13 protein-coding genes are annotated in these 15,694 nt (G+C 67.0%); 7 read left to right on the plus strand and 6 right to left on the minus strand.

Going from position 1 to position 15,694, the window contains the following annotated elements; genetic code table 11:
- Positions 1 to 40: 40 nt before the first annotated feature.
- The 6 genes from NED98_RS01340 (at position 41) to yghU (ending at position 7,247) form a co-directional block, all read left to right on the plus strand.
- A complete protein-coding gene (locus tag NED98_RS01340) occupies positions 41 to 943 on the plus strand; it encodes a MurR/RpiR family transcriptional regulator (RefSeq protein ID WP_265311584.1) in 903 nt (300 codons plus the stop codon).
- A 280-nt stretch (positions 944 to 1,223) separates the two neighbouring features.
- Positions 1,224 to 2,234 (plus strand): N-acetyltransferase DgcN, encoded by a 1,011-nt coding sequence (dgcN, locus tag NED98_RS01345; protein ID WP_265311585.1) that lies wholly within the window; start codon positions 1,224 to 1,226, stop codon positions 2,232 to 2,234.
- 5 nt (positions 2,235 to 2,239) lie between these two features.
- Positions 2,240 to 3,229 carry a dipeptide epimerase gene (locus NED98_RS01350; RefSeq protein ID WP_265311586.1) on the plus strand — a complete coding sequence of 330 codons (990 nt, stop codon included), beginning with the start codon at positions 2,240 to 2,242 and terminating at the stop codon, positions 3,227 to 3,229.
- Between the two features lie 44 nt (positions 3,230 to 3,273).
- A complete protein-coding gene (locus NED98_RS01355) occupies positions 3,274 to 4,668 on the plus strand; it encodes a serine hydrolase domain-containing protein (protein WP_265311587.1) in 1,395 nt (464 codons plus the stop codon).
- Between the two features lie 20 nt (positions 4,669 to 4,688).
- On the plus strand, positions 4,689 to 6,224 hold the full coding sequence (locus NED98_RS01360) for an N-acyl-D-amino-acid deacylase family protein (RefSeq protein WP_265311588.1): 1,536 nt from the start codon (positions 4,689 to 4,691) through the stop codon (positions 6,222 to 6,224).
- A gap of 150 nt (positions 6,225 to 6,374) precedes the next feature.
- The gene (yghU, locus tag NED98_RS01365; RefSeq protein WP_265311589.1) at positions 6,375 to 7,247 is read left to right on the plus strand and encodes a glutathione-dependent disulfide-bond oxidoreductase; all 873 of its coding nucleotides are present in this window, start codon (positions 6,375 to 6,377) and stop codon (positions 7,245 to 7,247) included.
- Between the two features lie 28 nt (positions 7,248 to 7,275).
- Here yghU and egtB read toward each other — a convergent pair whose 3' ends face one another.
- Together egtB and NED98_RS01380 are read right to left on the minus strand one after the other, a co-directional pair.
- Positions 7,276 to 9,501, minus strand: coding sequence for an ergothioneine biosynthesis protein EgtB (egtB, locus tag NED98_RS23355; protein WP_432423279.1), 2,226 nt, complete (start codon positions 9,499 to 9,501; stop codon positions 7,276 to 7,278).
- 150 nt (positions 9,502 to 9,651) lie between these two features.
- Positions 9,652 to 10,152, minus strand: a complete 501-nt coding sequence (locus NED98_RS01380) for a GNAT family N-acetyltransferase (protein WP_265311590.1) — start codon at positions 10,150 to 10,152, stop codon at positions 9,652 to 9,654.
- Between the two features lie 84 nt (positions 10,153 to 10,236).
- On the opposite strand from NED98_RS01380, the gene NED98_RS01385 reads away from it, so the two are divergent.
- Complete coding sequence (locus NED98_RS01385) at positions 10,237 to 11,718, plus strand: CYTH and CHAD domain-containing protein (RefSeq protein WP_265311591.1); 1,482 nt, start codon at positions 10,237 to 10,239, stop codon at positions 11,716 to 11,718.
- On the opposite strand, the gene NED98_RS01390 is transcribed toward NED98_RS01385, so the two are convergent.
- From NED98_RS01390 to NED98_RS01405, 4 genes are all read right to left on the minus strand, one after another.
- Entirely contained in the window at positions 11,700 to 12,296 is a 597-nt protein-coding gene (locus tag NED98_RS01390; protein WP_265311592.1) for an FMN-dependent NADH-azoreductase, read from the minus strand. The two genes, NED98_RS01385 and NED98_RS01390, sit on opposite strands and share 19 nt — an antisense overlap.
- A 92-nt stretch (positions 12,297 to 12,388) precedes the next feature.
- On the minus strand, positions 12,389 to 13,939 hold the full coding sequence (locus NED98_RS01395; protein ID WP_265311593.1) for an ArnT family glycosyltransferase: 1,551 nt from the start codon (positions 13,937 to 13,939) through the stop codon (positions 12,389 to 12,391).
- Positions 13,936 to 14,574, minus strand: coding sequence for a class I SAM-dependent methyltransferase (locus tag NED98_RS01400; RefSeq protein ID WP_265311594.1), 639 nt, complete (start codon positions 14,572 to 14,574; stop codon positions 13,936 to 13,938). Before NED98_RS01400 ends, NED98_RS01395 begins: the two co-directional genes overlap by 4 nt.
- Positions 14,571 to 15,611 (minus strand): glycosyltransferase, encoded by a 1,041-nt coding sequence (locus NED98_RS01405; protein WP_209547768.1) that lies wholly within the window; start codon positions 15,609 to 15,611, stop codon positions 14,571 to 14,573. Before NED98_RS01405 ends, NED98_RS01400 begins: the two co-directional genes overlap by 4 nt.
- Positions 15,612 to 15,694 lie beyond the last annotated feature (83 nt).

Below are 15,694 nucleotides of genomic sequence, written 5' to 3' on the forward strand. Positions count from 1 at the left end.
GGCCTAGGAAGGCGCGATGGCAAAGACGGCTGGAGGCTCCATGCAATCGCAGAAGGATGGCGCACACGATCTGCTGCAGCGGCTGGAGGACGATCTCGACGCGTTCAGCCCGGCGGAGCGGATCATCGCCAATTTCATCCTGACCAATCGCGGCGGGATCGCGTTCGAGACCGCCAATTCGATCGCCGAGAAGCTTCAGGTCAGCCCGGTCACGGTCGGCCGCTTTTCGCGCAAGATGGGCTATCGCCACTTCAAGGACCTCAAGGCCGGGCTGCGCACCGCAATGTCCGGGGTGCCGTGGCTGGTCGGCGACCAGATGACCGCCTTCGTCGGCGCGGGGGGCGGCAGCGATCGCCGCGGGGGCAGCCTGGAGCTCGAGTTGGCCGGGATCATCGAGGTTTATGCGCTGGCGGAAACCCCCGGCTGGAAAGAGATCGTCGCCTTGCTGGCGCACAGCCACCGGGTTCATGTCGCCGGTTTCCAGACCGAGCGCGGGGTCGCGATGACGCTCGCGCATCTGCTGCAATATGCGCGCGAGGGCGTGACGCTGCCCGACGCCACCGCGGGTAATTTCCACGAGGTGCTGGCGGACGACGACCCCGCGGGGCAATGCCTCGTGCTGGTCGACATGCGCCGCTATTCGCAGCAATGCCACGATCTGGCCGCGGCGGCGCGGCGGCGCGATATCCCGGTGGTGATGATCACTGACAAATTCTGCGACTGGATCCGCAAATATACCGATCATGTCATCGCGGTGCCGACCGAGGTGGAATTGTTCTGGAGCTCGCAGGTCGCGCTGAGCTGCGCGGTCAATCTGCTGGTCAATGACGTGATCGGCGTGCTCGGCGGCAAGGTGGAGAAACGGCTCGAGCGGCTGTCCGATCTGTATCAGGCGCATAGCGGGCATGTCGGCAGCCCGCGTCGCAAACGGACCGAGGGGTAGCGCTCCGCTTCGGCCGGTCGACGTTCCTCGGAGATCGGCTTTCCGGGAATATTGCATCCTGTCGCCCCGGCGCGGGCCGGGGTCCAGTTACGACCGGCCCGATGCTGGACCCCGGCCTGCGCCGGGTGGATCAGACTGTCCGGCCATCCTCCCACATACGGCAGATTTCGTATTGTTATTTTTATGTCTATTGACACGTTAGGTTATATTTATACCATATTGCGATCGGTAGCGACTCCGCGAGGGCGCGCGCCGCTTTTCGGGAGGATGGTTGGGGCGGATGAAGGTTCCGGGCAAATATCTGCTGTTCCTGGGTGACGTTGCCGACAGGCTGAGCGCCAAGACGGCCTGTGGCTTGCTCGATTGGGCGCGCGACGAATGCGTCGGGCAATCGCGCCTCACGGGGTGCGGCGTGGATCTGGGCCTGCCCGACCTCGATTTCGCCGCCGCCAGGCAGGCCGGCGCGCAGACGCTGGTGATCGGCGTCGCGCCGTTCGGCGGGACGATCGCCCCGCATTGGATCGAACCGATCGTCGCCGCGCTGACCGCCGGGCTCAATGTCGCGAGCGGAATGCATATCCGCCTGCGCAGCATTCCCGCAATCGCCGCCGCGGCCGATGCCGCGAGGGTCGGGCTGTTCGACATCCGCGTGCCGGCGGCGACCTATCCGATCGCGTCGGGGCGCAAGCGCGCCGGGCGGCGCATGCTGATGGTCGGTACTGATTGCGCGGTCGGCAAGAAATATACCGCGCTGACGATCGCGCGCGACATGGCGGCGCGCGGGATGAAGGCCAGCTTCCGCGCAACCGGGCAGACCGGCATCCTGATCGCCGGGGAGGGCGTGCCGATCGACGCGGTGGTCGCCGATTTCGTCGCCGGCGCGGCCGAAACGCTGTCGCCCGACAATCATGCCGATCACTGGGATGTGATCGAGGGGCAGGGATCCTTGTTCCACCCCGCTTACGCCGGTGTCGCGCTCGGGCTGCTCCACGGATCGCAGCCCGATGCGATCGTGCTGTGCCACGCGGCCGGGCGGACGCATATCGACGGCTATCCCGATTTTGCGATCCCCGCGCTTGCCGAGTGCATCGATCTCAACCTGCGCCTGGCGCGGCTGACCAACCCAGCGGCGCGCTGCGCCGGTGTCGCGATCAACACCTCGGCGCTTCCCGCCGCCGCACGCGCTGATCACCTCCGCGCGGTTTCGGCGCAGCTCGGAATGCCGTGCTTCGATCCGCTCGCCACCGGATCGGGGGCGATGCTCGACCACCTCACCGCGGCCGTGGGATAATCGCGATGCAGATCGACGCACAGATTGAAACTTGGCCGCTCGCCCGGCCGTTCCGCATCACCGGGCGGACCTATCACGCGATCGACATCGTCGTGGTGACGGTTCGCGACGGCGATCATGTCGGGCGCGGCGAGGCGGCGGGGGTCGATTATCTCGGCGAAACCCCCGCGGCGATGCTGGCCACGATCGAGGCGACGCGCGACGCCTTCCCCGCCGGGCTGACCCGCGCACAGCTGCACACGCACTTGCTCGCCGGCGGCGCCCGCAACGCACTCGATTGCGCTTTATGGGATCTCGAAGCCGCGCGATCCGCCACGCCGGCGTGGCGCAACGCCGGGATCGCCGCGCTCAAGCCATGCGTCACGGTCTGGACGATCGGGGCCGACGCCCCCGATCTGGTCGAGCGACAGGCCGCCGACTTTGCCGAGGCGCGCGCGATCAAGCTCAAGCTGACCGGTGACCGCGAGGATGCGGCGCGGGTGCGCGCGGTCCGCGCCGCGCGGCCCGACGTGTGGCTCGGCGTCGACGGCAATCGCGGGTTCACCCTCCCGGCGCTCGAACGGCTGATGCCGGTGCTGGTCGATGCGCGGGTCGCGCTGGTCGAGCAACCACTCCCGACCGACAGCGACGCCCTGCTCAATGATTTCGCCGCGCCAATCCCGATCGCCGCCGACGAAAGCGTGCAGGATCTGGCGTCGCTCGAACGACTGGCGCCCGGTTTTTCGATGATCAACATCAAGCTCGACAAATGCGGCGGGCTGACCGAGGCGCTGGCGATGGTCGAGCTGGCGCGCGCACGCGGGCTGGGGGTGATGGTCGGCAACATGCTCGGCACCTCGCTCGCGATGGCGCCCGCGTTCATCATCGGCCAGTTCTGCGATGTGGTCGATCTCGACGGCCCGATCCTCCTCCAGCGCGATCGCCCGCCGGGAGCGATCTATCGCGACGGCACGATCTGGTGCCCCGATACGGTGTGGGGCGGCGGCGCCTCCTGACGGGCAAGCAACGACAAATACTCGGGGAAAAAGGGGACAAGAGGATGCGAGCTTTTGCTTATGTGACAAGCGCGCTGGCCGCGCTGACCGTGGCGATGCCGGCGATGGCGGCGCCCGATCCGGCGACATTCAAGGCCGAGGTCGATGCGTTCATGGCCAAGGAACTTCAGGCGCAGAAGGTGCCGGGCGCCGCGGTGGCGGTGCTGCGCGACGGCGCGATCGTCATCGCCAAGGGCTATGGCCTCGCCAATGTCGAGCATGACGTGCCGGTGACGCCCGACACGATCTTCCAATCGGGCTCGCTCGGCAAGATGTTCACCGCGACGGCGGTGATGCTCGCGGTGCAACAGGGGAAGATCGGGCTCGACGATCCGGTGAGCAAATATCTCCCCGGCACCCCGCCGGGGTGGAGCCCGATCACCGTCCGCCAATTGCTCACCCACACCTCGGGGATTCCCAATTACGGCCAGGATTTCGATTATCGCCGCGACTATAGCGAGGACGAACTGCTCAAGATCGCTTACGCCTTGCCGCTCAGCTTCAAGCCGGGCGCGCGCTGGTCGTACAGCAACACCGCTTATGAAGTGCTCGGCATCCTCGTCCACAAGGCCACCGGGCGGACGTATGTCGATATCCTCGACAAGGACGTCTTCGCCCCGCTGGGCATGAAGACCGCGCGCGGCATCAGTGACGCCGATATCGTGCCACATCGCGCGGCGGGCTATCATCTGGTCGAGGGCGCGCTCAAGAACCAAGACTGGGTGTCGCCGACGATGAACTCGACCGCCGACGGCTCGCTCTATTTCTCGCTCAACGACATGATCGCCTGGGCGCGCGGGGTCGAGCAGCAGAAACTGCTCGGCGCCGACGGCTGGCGGCAGATCTATACCCCGGTGCGGCTCAACAGCGGCAAGACCTATCATTACGGCTTCGGCTGGCAGGTGCAGCAGGCCGCGGGCAAGCCGCATTATTCGCACGGCGGGGCGTGGCAGGGCTTTAAGACCTATTATTCGCGCTATCTCGGCGACGGGCTGTCGATCGTCGTGCTGAGCAATTCGGCCGAGACCAAGGTCGACGAACTGGCGGACGGGATCGCCGGGTTGTGGGATCCCGCGCTCACCGCTCCGCCGCCGCGCCCCGCGCCCGCCCCGGCGATCGCGAAGCGCGTCACCGCGCTGATCGAAAAGGTCCGCACGGAGAAACTGACCGACGCCGATCTGCCGCTGGAGACGCCGGGCTTCGCCGCGATCGCCAATCAATATTTCTCGAAGATGCTGCGCGACGCCGGGCCGCTGACGCGGCTCGACCTGATCGAGAAGAGCGAGGAAGGCGACGACACGAATTACGTCTTCAACGCCAGCTTCGGCCAGCAGCAGCATCGCGTCGCCTATAAGGTCGCGCCCGGCGATCAGGTGGCGTCCTTCTACGTCGCGCCGTGATCCGCGAAAGGGAAAAGGCCATGAAACGACTGATTTCCAGCCTGTGCGCGGGCGTGTGCGCGCTGACCGTCGGCACCGCCGGCGTGGCGCAGACGGCACCGGCGCGATCGACCCTGATCGTCAACGCGCGGGTGATCGACGGCACCGGCGCACCGGCGCGAAACGGTGCGGTGCGGATCGAGCGCGGCCGGATCGCCGCGATCGGCAAGCTCACGCGCCGCGCGGGCGAAGAGGTCGTCGACGCGCACGGTGAGGTGCTCGCGCCGGGGTTCATCGATACGCACAGCCACCACGATCACGGGCTGTTCGACACGCCCGATGCGCTGCCCGTCACCACCCAGGGGGTGACGACGATCATCGTCGGGCAGGACGGCGGATCGGCGCTCCCGGTGGCCGATCTGTTCGCCCGGATGGAGAAAACCCCCGTCGCGGTGAACGTCGCCAGCTATATCGGCCACAATACGATCCGCGAAACGGTGATGGGCGAGGATTACAAGCGCCACGCCACACCGGCCGAAATCGAGCGCATGGCCGCGCTGATCGACAGCGGGATGAAGGACGGCGCCCTGGGGCTGTCGACCGGGCTCGAATATGATCCCGGCATCTATTCCGACAAGGCCGAAGTACTGACGCTGGCGAAGGAAGCCGCGCGTTTCGGCGGGCGCTACATCAGCCACGTCCGCAGCGAGGACCAATATCTGTGGGCGGCGCTCGACGAGATCGTCGAGATCGGCCGCGCCACCGGGATGCCGGTGCAGGTATCGCATATGAAGCTGGCGATGACCGACTGGTGGGGCGAGGCGAACCGCTATCTCGCGGTGCTCGACCGCGCCCACGCACAGGGCGTCGACATTTCCGGCGACGTCTATCCCTACGAATATTGGCAATCGACCCTGGCGGTGATGTTCCCCAAGCGCGATTTCGACAATCGCGCGAGCGCCGAATTCGCGCTCAAGCACCTCGCCCCGCCCGAAGGATTACTGATCTCGCACTTCTCGCCCGAGCCGGCGCTGGTCGGCAAGACGATCGCGCAGATCGCGGCGCTGCGGCGCACCGATCCGGCCGAGACGCTGATGCGGCTGATCGCCGAATCGCGCGGGCCGACCGCGGAGGAATCGGTGATCGGCACCAGCATGCGCGCGGACGACGTCGCGACGCTGATCGCCTGGCCGCGCTCGAACATCAGCAGCGACGGCGAACTCGCCGGGCGCCACCCGCGCGGGCGCGGCAGCTTCCCGCGCGTGCTGCGCGTCTATGTCCGCGAGCAGCATGTGCTGACGCTCGAACAGGCGGTCCACAAGATGAGCGGCGAGGCGGCGGCGCATATGGGGATCGGCGATCGCGGGGTGATCCGCCCCGGCGCGCGCGCCGATCTGATCCTGTTCGATCCGGCACGGATCACCGACCGCGCGACCAGCGAGGATCCATCCGCTTTGTCGGTCGGCGTCTCGCGCGTGTGGGTCAATGGCGGGCTGGTGATGAAGGACGGCAAGGCCACCGGCGTCCGGACCGGCGAGCCGGTGCGCCGCCAGCAATCGGGCGCGCCGCGGACATAGCATCGATGCACCGCATCCGGCGAGGGAGCGGGGCGTGACAGGCTCTGGTTGTGCGCGCCCAAGCAAAACTACGCGGCCCGCGCACTGATGCCGAGTTGCGTGAACGCCGGCCGGCAACCATCTCTCGCGCTCTCAAGCAGGAGAGCGCAGATGACCGACGCCTATGTTCCGCCGAAGATCTGGACCTGGAACAAGGAGAATGGCGGCCGCTTCGCCAATATCAACCGGCCGATCGCCGGGGCGACGCACGAGAAGGAGCTGCCCGTCGGGCGCCACCCGCTGCAACTCTATTCGCTCGCCACCCCCAATGGGGTGAAGGTGACGGTGATGCTGGAGGAGTTGCTCGCGCTTGGCCACGAAGGCGCCGAATATGACGCCTGGTTGATCCGCATCAACGAGGGCGATCAGTTCGGCAGCGGCTTCGTCGAGATCAACCCCAATTCGAAGATCCCCGCGTTGCTCGATCGCAGCGGGCCGACCCCGATCCGCGTGTTCGAATCGGGCGCCATCCTTACCTATCTCGCGGAGAAGTTCGGCGAATTCCTCCCCACCGACCCGGCCGGGCGCGCCGAAACCTTGTCCTGGCTGTTCTGGCAAATGGGCGCGGCGCCCTATCTCGGCGGCGGGTTCGGGCATTTCTACGCTTATGCCCCGTTCAAGATCGAATATGCGATCGACCGCTTCGCGATGGAGGTGAAGCGCCAGCTCGACGTGCTCGACCGGCGGCTGGCGGAGAGCGAATATCTCGCCGGCGACAGCTATACGATCGCCGATATCGCGGTGTGGCCGTGGTATGGCGGGATGGCCAAGGGGCTGCTCTACGACGGCGGCGAATTCCTCCAGGTCGAGGACTATAAGAACCTGCGCCGCTGGACCGACCAGATCGCCGAACGCCCCGCGGTGAAGCGCGGCCGGATGGTCAATCGCGTGATGGGCGATCCCGAGAGCCAGCTCCACGAGCGCCACGACGCGAGCGATTTCGAGACCAGGACGCAGGACAAGGTGCTGGCGGCGGAGGCGTGAGCGATACGCTCACGCTCGCCGCCTGACCTCACCACGCCGCGTGGATCGTATCCGCCTTGGCGAGGAAGATCGCGAACAGATCGTCGGGATCGGTCCATTCGGCGATCGGCGTCCAGCCGCCCGCGCGCAACAGCGTCCGCGCGTCGGACGAGCCGTATTTGTGGCTGTTCTCGGTATGGATCCCCTCCCCCGCCTTGATCGCGAACGGCATATCGTCGACCACGAAATCCACGTCGCGAGTCGCATCGAGGTGCATCTCGATTCGTGCGGCTTCGGGGTTCCACACCGCGCGGTGGCGGAATGCGTCGACCGGGATCGTCCCGCCGAGCTCGCGGTTGATCCGCTCGAGCAGGTTGAGGTTGAACGCCGCCGTCACCCCGGCGGAATCGTCATAGGCGCGTTCGAGCGTTTCGACCTGCTTGATCCGGTCCATCCCGATCAGCAGCATCGCGCCCTCGCCCAATGAGGCGCGCATCGCGCGCAGGATATCGGTCGAGGAGAAAGCCCCCATGTTGCCGATCGTCGAGCCGGGGAAGAAGCCGAGCTTGGGCAGATCGCGGATTTCCGCCGGCAGCGTGACCGGTGCGGTGAAATCGGCCTCGACCGGAATGATCGGCAGCCGCGGGAAACGCGCGGCGAGATCGCGCACCGAGGCACGCATGAAATCCCCCGAAATGTCGATCGGGACATAGGCCGAAGGCCGGATCGCATCGAGCAGGATCGGGGTCTTGGTCGACGAGCCCGAGCCGAATTCGACCACCGCGCGCCCCGCGCCGACCTGCGCCGCAAGATCGCCCGCGATCCGCTTCAACAGCGCGGTTTCGGTGCGGGTGGGATAATATTCGGGAAGCTCGGTAATCGCCTCGAACAATTCGGAGCCGCGGCGATCGTAGAACCAGCGCGCCGGGATCGCGCGTGGGCGGCGCGTCAGCCCCTCGATCACATCGGCGCGGAAGGCGTCGGTCGCTCCGCGTGCTTCGGGCACCTCGTCGCGCGCCAGCCGCAACCCGGTGAACTGCCAGCGCTGGTGTGGATAGAAGAAGTTGCGATAACTCGCGCGCACATGCCCGCGCGGGGTGGCGCACGATCCGCCGCGCAGGACGAACTGCCCGCTCATAAACTTGCCGTTATATTCGCCGACCGCGCCTTCGGCGGGCGTGAAACCGGGATAGGGCCGATAGGCGCTGCCGGTCCATTCCCACACATCGCCGAAGAAAGCCGGGCCGCGCGCCGACGGGCGCGGTTCGACCGCGCCGGCAAGATCGAGCAGGTTGCCCTGCTGCGGCGAATAGGCCCGGGCCGCCGCTTCCCATTCCTCCTCGGTCGGCAGCCGCGCGCCGGCCCAGGTCGCATAAGCGTCGGCCTCGTAGAAACTGATGTGGGTGACGGGCGCCGCCGGGTCGATCGGCCGCCGCCCGTCGAGCCCGAACCGCGTCCACACGCCGTCACGCTGCTCCCAATAGAGCGGCGCATCGATCTTCTCGCGCTGCACCCACGCCCAGCCGTCGGACAGCCAGTGGCGCGGCTCGCGATAGCCGCCGTCGGCGATGAACGCCGACCATTCGCCGTTGGTGACGGTCCGATCGGCGATCGCGAAGGGCTCAAGCAACACGCGATGCGCCGGCCCTTCGCAATCGAATGCGAATTCATCCCCGTCGTGCCCGATCGAGACGATCCCGCCGGGGTGCCGGATCCAGCCGATCGGGCCGGGCATCGCGACCGGCACCTTGCGCCCGCCGGGCCACATCGCCGGCTCGAGCGGATTGTGCGCGAACAGGTGCAGCACGTCGGTCAGCAGCAATTCCTGATGCTGCTCCTCATGGTTGCAGCCCAGCACGACCAGCCCGCGCGCCGCATCGGGCAGATCGGGGATCGCGCGCAACATCGCGCGATCGACCGCCGCGCGATAGGCGAGGATCTCGTCGAGATACGGCCGAGTCAGCAGCCCGCGGCTGCCGCGCCGATGCCGCGCGCCCTCCGCCTCGTAATAGCTGTTGAACAGGAAGGGGAAGCGTTCGTCGTGGAGGCGATAGCCGGCAACGAAATCGCGCAGGATGAAGGTTTCGAAAAACCATGTCGTATGCGCCAGATGCCATTTAGCGGGCGAGGCATCGTCCATCGACTGGACCGTGGCATCGGCATCGGAAAGCGGCGCCGCCAGTGCCTCGCTGAGCCCGCGCACGCCGATATAGCGCGCGGCAATATCCTGCGGCGGCACCGCATCGCGCAAGGTTGGGCTGGCAAATTTCGACATGTCGATCTCTCTCGGCAGCGGCTGATCCGCTCAATTGCCCGAACACATCACTCGCCCGTGCGGGATCAGCCGGCTGCCGACGGACTTCGATGCTGACTAGATGGTGTTGCAAAGAGAATAGTCGGGCGGCGGTTTCGGTTCCGCCCGGCTTCATTCAATCATATGTCGATATACGACGGAACCGGTCTTTTCGGCGACCTGATCGTAGAGCCGCCGCGCGGTCGCATTGGTTTCGTCGGTCTGCCAATAGACGCGTGCAACGCCCGCGGTGCGCGCGCGATCGTACACCGCCTCGATCAGCGCGCGGCCGACCCCCTTCCCGCGCGCGTCTCGGGCGGTGAAAAGATCCTGAAGGTAGATGCTCGGCGCGATCGCGGTGGTGCTGCGGTGGAACAGATAATGCGTGAGGCCGAGCAGCGCGCCGCCCTGTTCGGCGACCAGCGCATGCACCGGCTCATAAGCGTCGAAGAACCGGCCCCAGGTCGTCGCGGTGATGTCGGCTGCCAGCGCGGTCGCGCCCGATCGACCGTAAAAGGCGTTATACCCGTCCCATAGCGGCAGCCAGCGCGGATAGTCGCTGGCCAGGATCGGGCGGACAACCAGGGTCTCGATCATGCACGCGGGGATATGCCCGCCCGTCGCGCGGCTCAAGTGGCCCCGCGTCATTTCGGGCGCGCATCGATCGTTATTTTATTCTATGGGATCGATTGTTCGGTCGATCCCCAGGAGGCGTCGATGACCGGTACGCTTGAAGTGGAGCTCAAGCTGGAGCTCGATCCCGGCGATCGCAGCCGGCTCGATCTGATCGACCTGTTCGGCGCGGGCGGCGCGACCGACCATCTCGTCACCACCTATTTCGACACCCCCGGCGGCGACATGCGCAATGCGGGCTGCGCGCTGCGGATCCGGCAACAGGGCGAGGCGCGGGTTCAGACGATCAAGGCCGCGAAGGACAAGGCCACCGGGCTGTTCACCCGCACCGAATGGTCGCGCGCGGTGACGGGCGACCGGCCAGTGCTCGACGCGACGAGCGGCCCGTTCGGCCCTGCGCTGCGCGCGATCGGGGTCGATCGGCTGACGCCGCAGATCGTCAGCGATTTCCACCGCACCCACGGGCTGATCGGTCGCGACGGCGGCGAGATCGAATGGGCGGTCGACGACGGCGCGATCCGCGCCGGCGGCAGCGTCGCGCCGCTGTGCGAGATCGAGCTGGAGCTGCGGCGCGGACCGCCCGGGCTGCTGTTCGACCTTGCGCATCGCATCGCGGATCGCCTTCCGGTCCGCATCGCGGTGATCTCCAAGGCCGAGCGCGGCTATCGGTTGCTCGATCAGACCGCCGGCTCTCCGGCGCGTGCCGAGCCGGTCGCGCTCGATCGCGGTGCGACGGTCGCGGCGGCGTTTCCAGCAATCGCGCATGCCTGCCTGCGCCAGTTCCGGCTCAACGAACCGTTGGTGCTGGCGGCAGGCGAGGCCGAGCCGGTGCATCAGGCACGCGTCGCTTTGCGGCGGCTGCGCACCGCCTTGTGGCTGCACAGGCCGCTGTTCGCTGGCGATCCGCAGGCCGCGTCGCTCGATACCGAGCTGCGCTGGCTGACCGCGCGGCTCGGCGAGGTGCGCAATCTCGACGCCTTGATCCCGCGCGCCGATCCCGATCTCGGCGAACGGCTGCGCGCGGCGCGCGAGCAGGCGCTCGCGGCACTGCAGGCCGATCTCGCGTCAGCGCGCGCGCGGCTGGCGATGATCCAGGTCGTCGAGTGGCTCACCGTCGGCGCCTGGCGAACCCAGCCGCAAGACCCCGCGCTTCTCGCGGAGACGATCGTGCCGTTCGCCGCCGACGCGCTCGATGCGCTGCGCAAGCGGCTCAAGCGGCGCGGGAAGAGGCTGGCCGGGCTCGGGTCGAAGAAGCGCCACAAGGTGCGGATCACCGCGAAGAAGCTGCGCTACGCGTCCGAATTCTTCGCCATGCTCTTTCCCTCGCCAAAGGCCGCGCGGCGGCAGGCGGCGTTCCGCGACGCGGTGTCGGCGCTGCAGGATTGCCTGGGCGAGCTCAACGACCTCGACCTCGAACGGCGGGTGCTGGAACGCGTCGGCATTGATCCCGGCAAACGGCACCTGCATCGGAAGCGCCGCGCCAAGCTGCTGCGGCATGCGGAACATGCTTATGACGAGCTGATCGCGGCGAAACGCTTCTGGCGCGGTCAGGCGATCTCGGCATAGGCCGCGGCGAGCGCACGGCGGCGCGGTTCCTCGCCGGTCGCGAGCCCCTCGGCGCGGACGAAACGCACGTCGGTGATGCCGAAAAGGTTGAAGATCGCGCGGAGGTAATGCTCCTGGTGATCGAATGGCGCGAGCGCGGAAGCGCCGGTGTAGATCCCGCCGCGCGACGAGGCGACGATGATGCGCTTGCCCCCCGCCAATCCTTGCGGGCCGTGTTCGGTAAAGCGAAAGGTCCGGCCCACCACCGCCAGCCGGTCGATCCACGCCTTGAGCTGGCTCGGGATGCCGAAGTTATACATCGGCGCGCCGATTACGACGATATCGGCGGCGAGAAACGCATCGAGCGCGGCATCGCCCACCGCCGCATCTTCGGCAAGCGCGGCGCTTTCGGCAATCCCGCCCTGCCATAAGGCGACATGCGCGCCGGTGAGATGGCCGATCGGATCGGCCGCAAGATCGAGACGGGCGACCTCGAGACCGGGAAAAGCCGCACGCTCCGCGGCGACGATCGCTTCGGAAAGCTGGCGGCTCACCGAGGCCGGTCCGAGGATACTTGAGTCGACATGCAGAAGGTTCATCGCCCGGCTCCGTTGAGGGTTCCGGCGACATGACGAGCGGGCGCCGCTGTTTGTGACAATCGCGCGCGGTTTATTTGGGCGCGAGCGGCGCGTCACCGCGCCGGCAGGTGCATGACGAGATTGCCGACCATTTCCTTGCGCGGATAAGCGGCGTCGATCGCATCGGCGACGCGGCGGTTGTAGCGCGTGTCGTAGAGGGCCGAACCGCGATCACCGCGCGTCAGGAAGAAGCCGAAATCGCCGCGCCGCACCATCCGGGCGAATCCCGCCTCGTCATAGAGGTTGCCGTGCGCGAGTTCGGCCGCGATGGCCGGCTCATATTCCACCGGACGTCCGGCGCGGATCAGCAGCACCATATCGTCGCTGATCACCGGCCGGGGCGAAGCCGCAATCCGGGCGACCACCGCCGCCAGGCGTTGCTTCTCGCCCGGATCGATGTCGCGCGGCGACGGGACATAAGTGGCCATCAACGGCGCGAGGACCAGCAAGGCGAGCAGCAGCGGCGACGGCGGCGCGACGCCGCGCTCCGCAGCGCGCACGATCGGCAACGCTCCCAGCCCCACGAATATCGCGATCCCGCATGACCAGATGATCAGATAATTGTCGCTCGCGCCCGATTTCAGCGTCAGCGGCAGCAGCGCGGCGTTCACCGCCGCGAACAGCATCAGCATCAGCAATGCGGCGAGGCTGTCGTCCTGCGCCACCCGGGCGCGGAGCGTCTCCGCCTGCGCGTCGGTCAGGCGCCGCCAGGCGTGGACCATCGCGACCGCGGCGATCGCCAGCAGCAGCGCCTGCAACAGCAGCGCGCCGACCAGCCACCGCCACTGCGACAGATCGAGCCGGTTGATATTGTACAGGAGGATATGACGCAGGAACCCGCCGTCGCTCGCCACGAAGAGCATCGCCAGCGCGCTCAGCCCCAGCGCGGCGCAGCAGCCGAGCAGCACAAAGGCCGATTTCGGCCGGACGAACCATAGCCCGACCAGCGCCGCGAGCGGCGCGGCGATATTGGTCTGCTTGGTATAGATCGCCAGCACGAAGACTAGCGCGGCGGCGGGCACCAGCGCCGGCCGGGTGATCGCACGGACGCTCAGCGCCAGCCCGGCCAGCGTCAGCGCGCAGCCCAGCATGTCGACGCGCATCACCATCGACCATGTGATGATCGCCGGGAAGGCCGGGAGCGACAATGCGCCGATCGCCGCCGCCGCGGCGCGGGCGAAGCGGGTCTCGCTCCTGGAAATGGCCGATCGTATCAGCAGCGCGATGAGCGCCATCGACGCGACGGTCGACAGCAGCGACACCAGACGGCCGGCGATCAGCTGGTCCAGCCCGAACAACCCGGCCATTGCGGCCGTCGTCAGATGATAGACCGGCGGGTAATGATAGACGATCGCGGGATAGGTGCCGAGCGGGCCATAGCCCGTGCCCGCGACGATATTCCGCATCTGTTGCCAGACGATGCCCTCGCCATAATCGAGATCATAGGCATAATGCAGCGCGGACCACGCCATCGCCAGCCATCTGCCCGTATCGACCAGCAGCAGGAGGGCGACGAGCACCAGCCCGCCCCTCAGGACCAGGCCGAAGCCGCCCGCGCCGCGCTGCGCCACCGGCGCGGCGGCGCCGTCGGACGCCGCGTTCATGCCGCCGGCCTTGCGACGACCAGCATCTGCTTGCCCATCGGCTTGATCGGCGATCGGAGATAGGCCGCGACGAGAATGGGCCAGGTCGGCAGCCGCGACTTGACCGTCAGCGGCAGAAAGCGCGGCCGGACCTCGACGATCTCCCAGCCGTGCGCGCGCAGCAGATCGGCGAGGCTGATGTGCGAATAGACCGCAACATGCGTGTAATCGTCGAAATATTCGCGATAGGCGTAGCGATAATTGGGCTGGAGGATCGTCAGCGTCCCGCCGGGGGCGAGCGTGCGCGCGATTTCCGCCAGCGTCGCGACGAACACGTCCTGCGGAAGATGTTCGAACAGATTGGAGGCGAAGGCGAAATCGACCGCACCGTCGGCGATCGCGCGCAGATCGCTGACCGGGCCGACGATCGCCTCAACGCCGGTGTCGACATGATCGGCGATGCCGGGCCATTGATCGACCACGATGCGCCGGCGCGCGACGACATTGTTGATGAAATCGCCATAGCCCGCGCCGAGATCGAGCACGCAGGCGTCGGCGGCGATGCGCCGGCGAAAGAAATACCGCCACAACGCCGCCCAGACACCGCCGCGGCGCGCGTCGAGCGCGAGGCGCGAGCCGTGATAGTCGCCGCTCATGCGTAGCGTTTCCAATCCGACACCAATCCGACGATCATCCGCCAGCCGACCACCAGCCCGCGCCAATTGTCGACATTGCCGCCCTTGCTGAATCCGATCCGCGGATGGAAGGTGATCGGGCATTCGAGCAGCACGAGATCCTGATACAGAGCGGTATCGAGCAGATGCGCGTTGAACTCCAGATTCACCGCGGGGTTGAGATGCGGCAGCAACCGGATCAGCGCGTCGCGGCGACACAATTTATAGGTCGTCCCCATATCGGTGATCGTGCCGCGCCCGAGATGCTTCGCCTCGAGCAGCTTGCCGACGAAGATATTGCCGTAATACATGAAGACGCTGAGCTGGGTCAGATATTGGCGCAGCGGCTCGACCGTCCGCGTGCCGTTGACGATATCGGCGTGCGGGGCATAAGCGAGCAGCTTCTCAATATCATAGGCGCGGAACGTGCTGTCGCCTTCGCACAGAACGACGAATTCGGTATCCTCGAACCGCACCGCCTCGCTCAGGCAGCGGAACACGCAGCGGCCGTAGCCGGGCGCGGTTTCGTTGAAGGTGATCGCGCCCGCCGCCTCGGCGCGCTCGAACGTCCGGTCGCTGCTGTTGTTGCTGACCACGATAACGCGCTCGACCAGCGGATGGAGCAGGAAATCCTCGACCGCGCCGGCGATGCTTTCCTCGTCATTATACGCCGTCAAGGCGACGGTGACGCGCCGGCGCTGCACCGGCGTGAAGCGAACCGGCACGTTCGGCTTCTTGTGCTTGTGCATGTACAGCAGATCGAACAGCGACAGCGTGATGCCGATCATGATCGGGACGCCGCTATACCAGACCAGCGCCTCGGCCACCGGATCGAGCAGCTTGTGCAGGTTGAGCAGGTAGCGCGGGAAGACCAGCAACACGCCGGTCAGGTACATGGCCAGCCCGAGGACGAAGCACAGCACGCCGTAGAGCAGCAACGGTTTCTGGAACGGGTGCTGGTCTGAACCCAATGCCGGAAATCGTTTCGCCATCGTCGTCGTCCCCCGCGCGCCGGCCATCGCCCGAGCCCGCACCTGCGCGATACGGCGGAATGGTTAACGCTTTACTCAAGGGGCTGCCCGGATCCGGCCGGATCCGGGCG

This window comes from Sphingomonas lycopersici, from assembly GCF_026130605.1.
Taxonomy (GTDB): Bacteria; Pseudomonadota; Alphaproteobacteria; order Sphingomonadales; family Sphingomonadaceae; genus Sphingomonas; species Sphingomonas lycopersici.

Bases quoted from the DNA above. Each gene is read 5' to 3' on its own strand.
- NED98_RS01390 (WP_265311592.1), bottom strand. From the start codon at position 12,296: ATGAACCTTCTGCATGTCGACTCAAGTATCCTCGGACCGGCCTCGGTG.
- NED98_RS01360 (WP_265311588.1), top strand. From the start codon at position 4,689: ATGAAACGACTGATTTCCAGCCTGTGCGCGGGCGTGTGCGCGCTGACC.
- NED98_RS01340 (WP_265311584.1), top strand. From the start codon at position 41: ATGCAATCGCAGAAGGATGGCGCACACGATCTGCTGCAGCGGCTGGAG.
- yghU (WP_265311589.1), top strand. From the start codon at position 6,375: ATGACCGACGCCTATGTTCCGCCGAAGATCTGGACCTGGAACAAGGAG.
- NED98_RS01355 (WP_265311587.1), top strand. From the start codon at position 3,274: ATGCGAGCTTTTGCTTATGTGACAAGCGCGCTGGCCGCGCTGACCGTG.
- NED98_RS01405 (WP_209547768.1), bottom strand. From the start codon at position 15,611: ATGGCCGGCGCGCGGGGGACGACGACGATGGCGAAACGATTTCCGGCA.
- NED98_RS01395 (WP_265311593.1), bottom strand. From the start codon at position 13,939: ATGAACGCGGCGTCCGACGGCGCCGCCGCGCCGGTGGCGCAGCGCGGC.
- NED98_RS01350 (WP_265311586.1), top strand. From the start codon at position 2,240: ATGCAGATCGACGCACAGATTGAAACTTGGCCGCTCGCCCGGCCGTTC.
- egtB (WP_432423279.1), bottom strand. From the start codon at position 9,501: ATGTCGAAATTTGCCAGCCCAACCTTGCGCGATGCGGTGCCGCCGCAG.
- NED98_RS01385 (WP_265311591.1), top strand. From the start codon at position 10,237: ATGACCGGTACGCTTGAAGTGGAGCTCAAGCTGGAGCTCGATCCCGGC.
- dgcN (WP_265311585.1), top strand. From the start codon at position 1,224: ATGAAGGTTCCGGGCAAATATCTGCTGTTCCTGGGTGACGTTGCCGAC.
- NED98_RS01400 (WP_265311594.1), bottom strand. From the start codon at position 14,574: ATGAGCGGCGACTATCACGGCTCGCGCCTCGCGCTCGACGCGCGCCGC.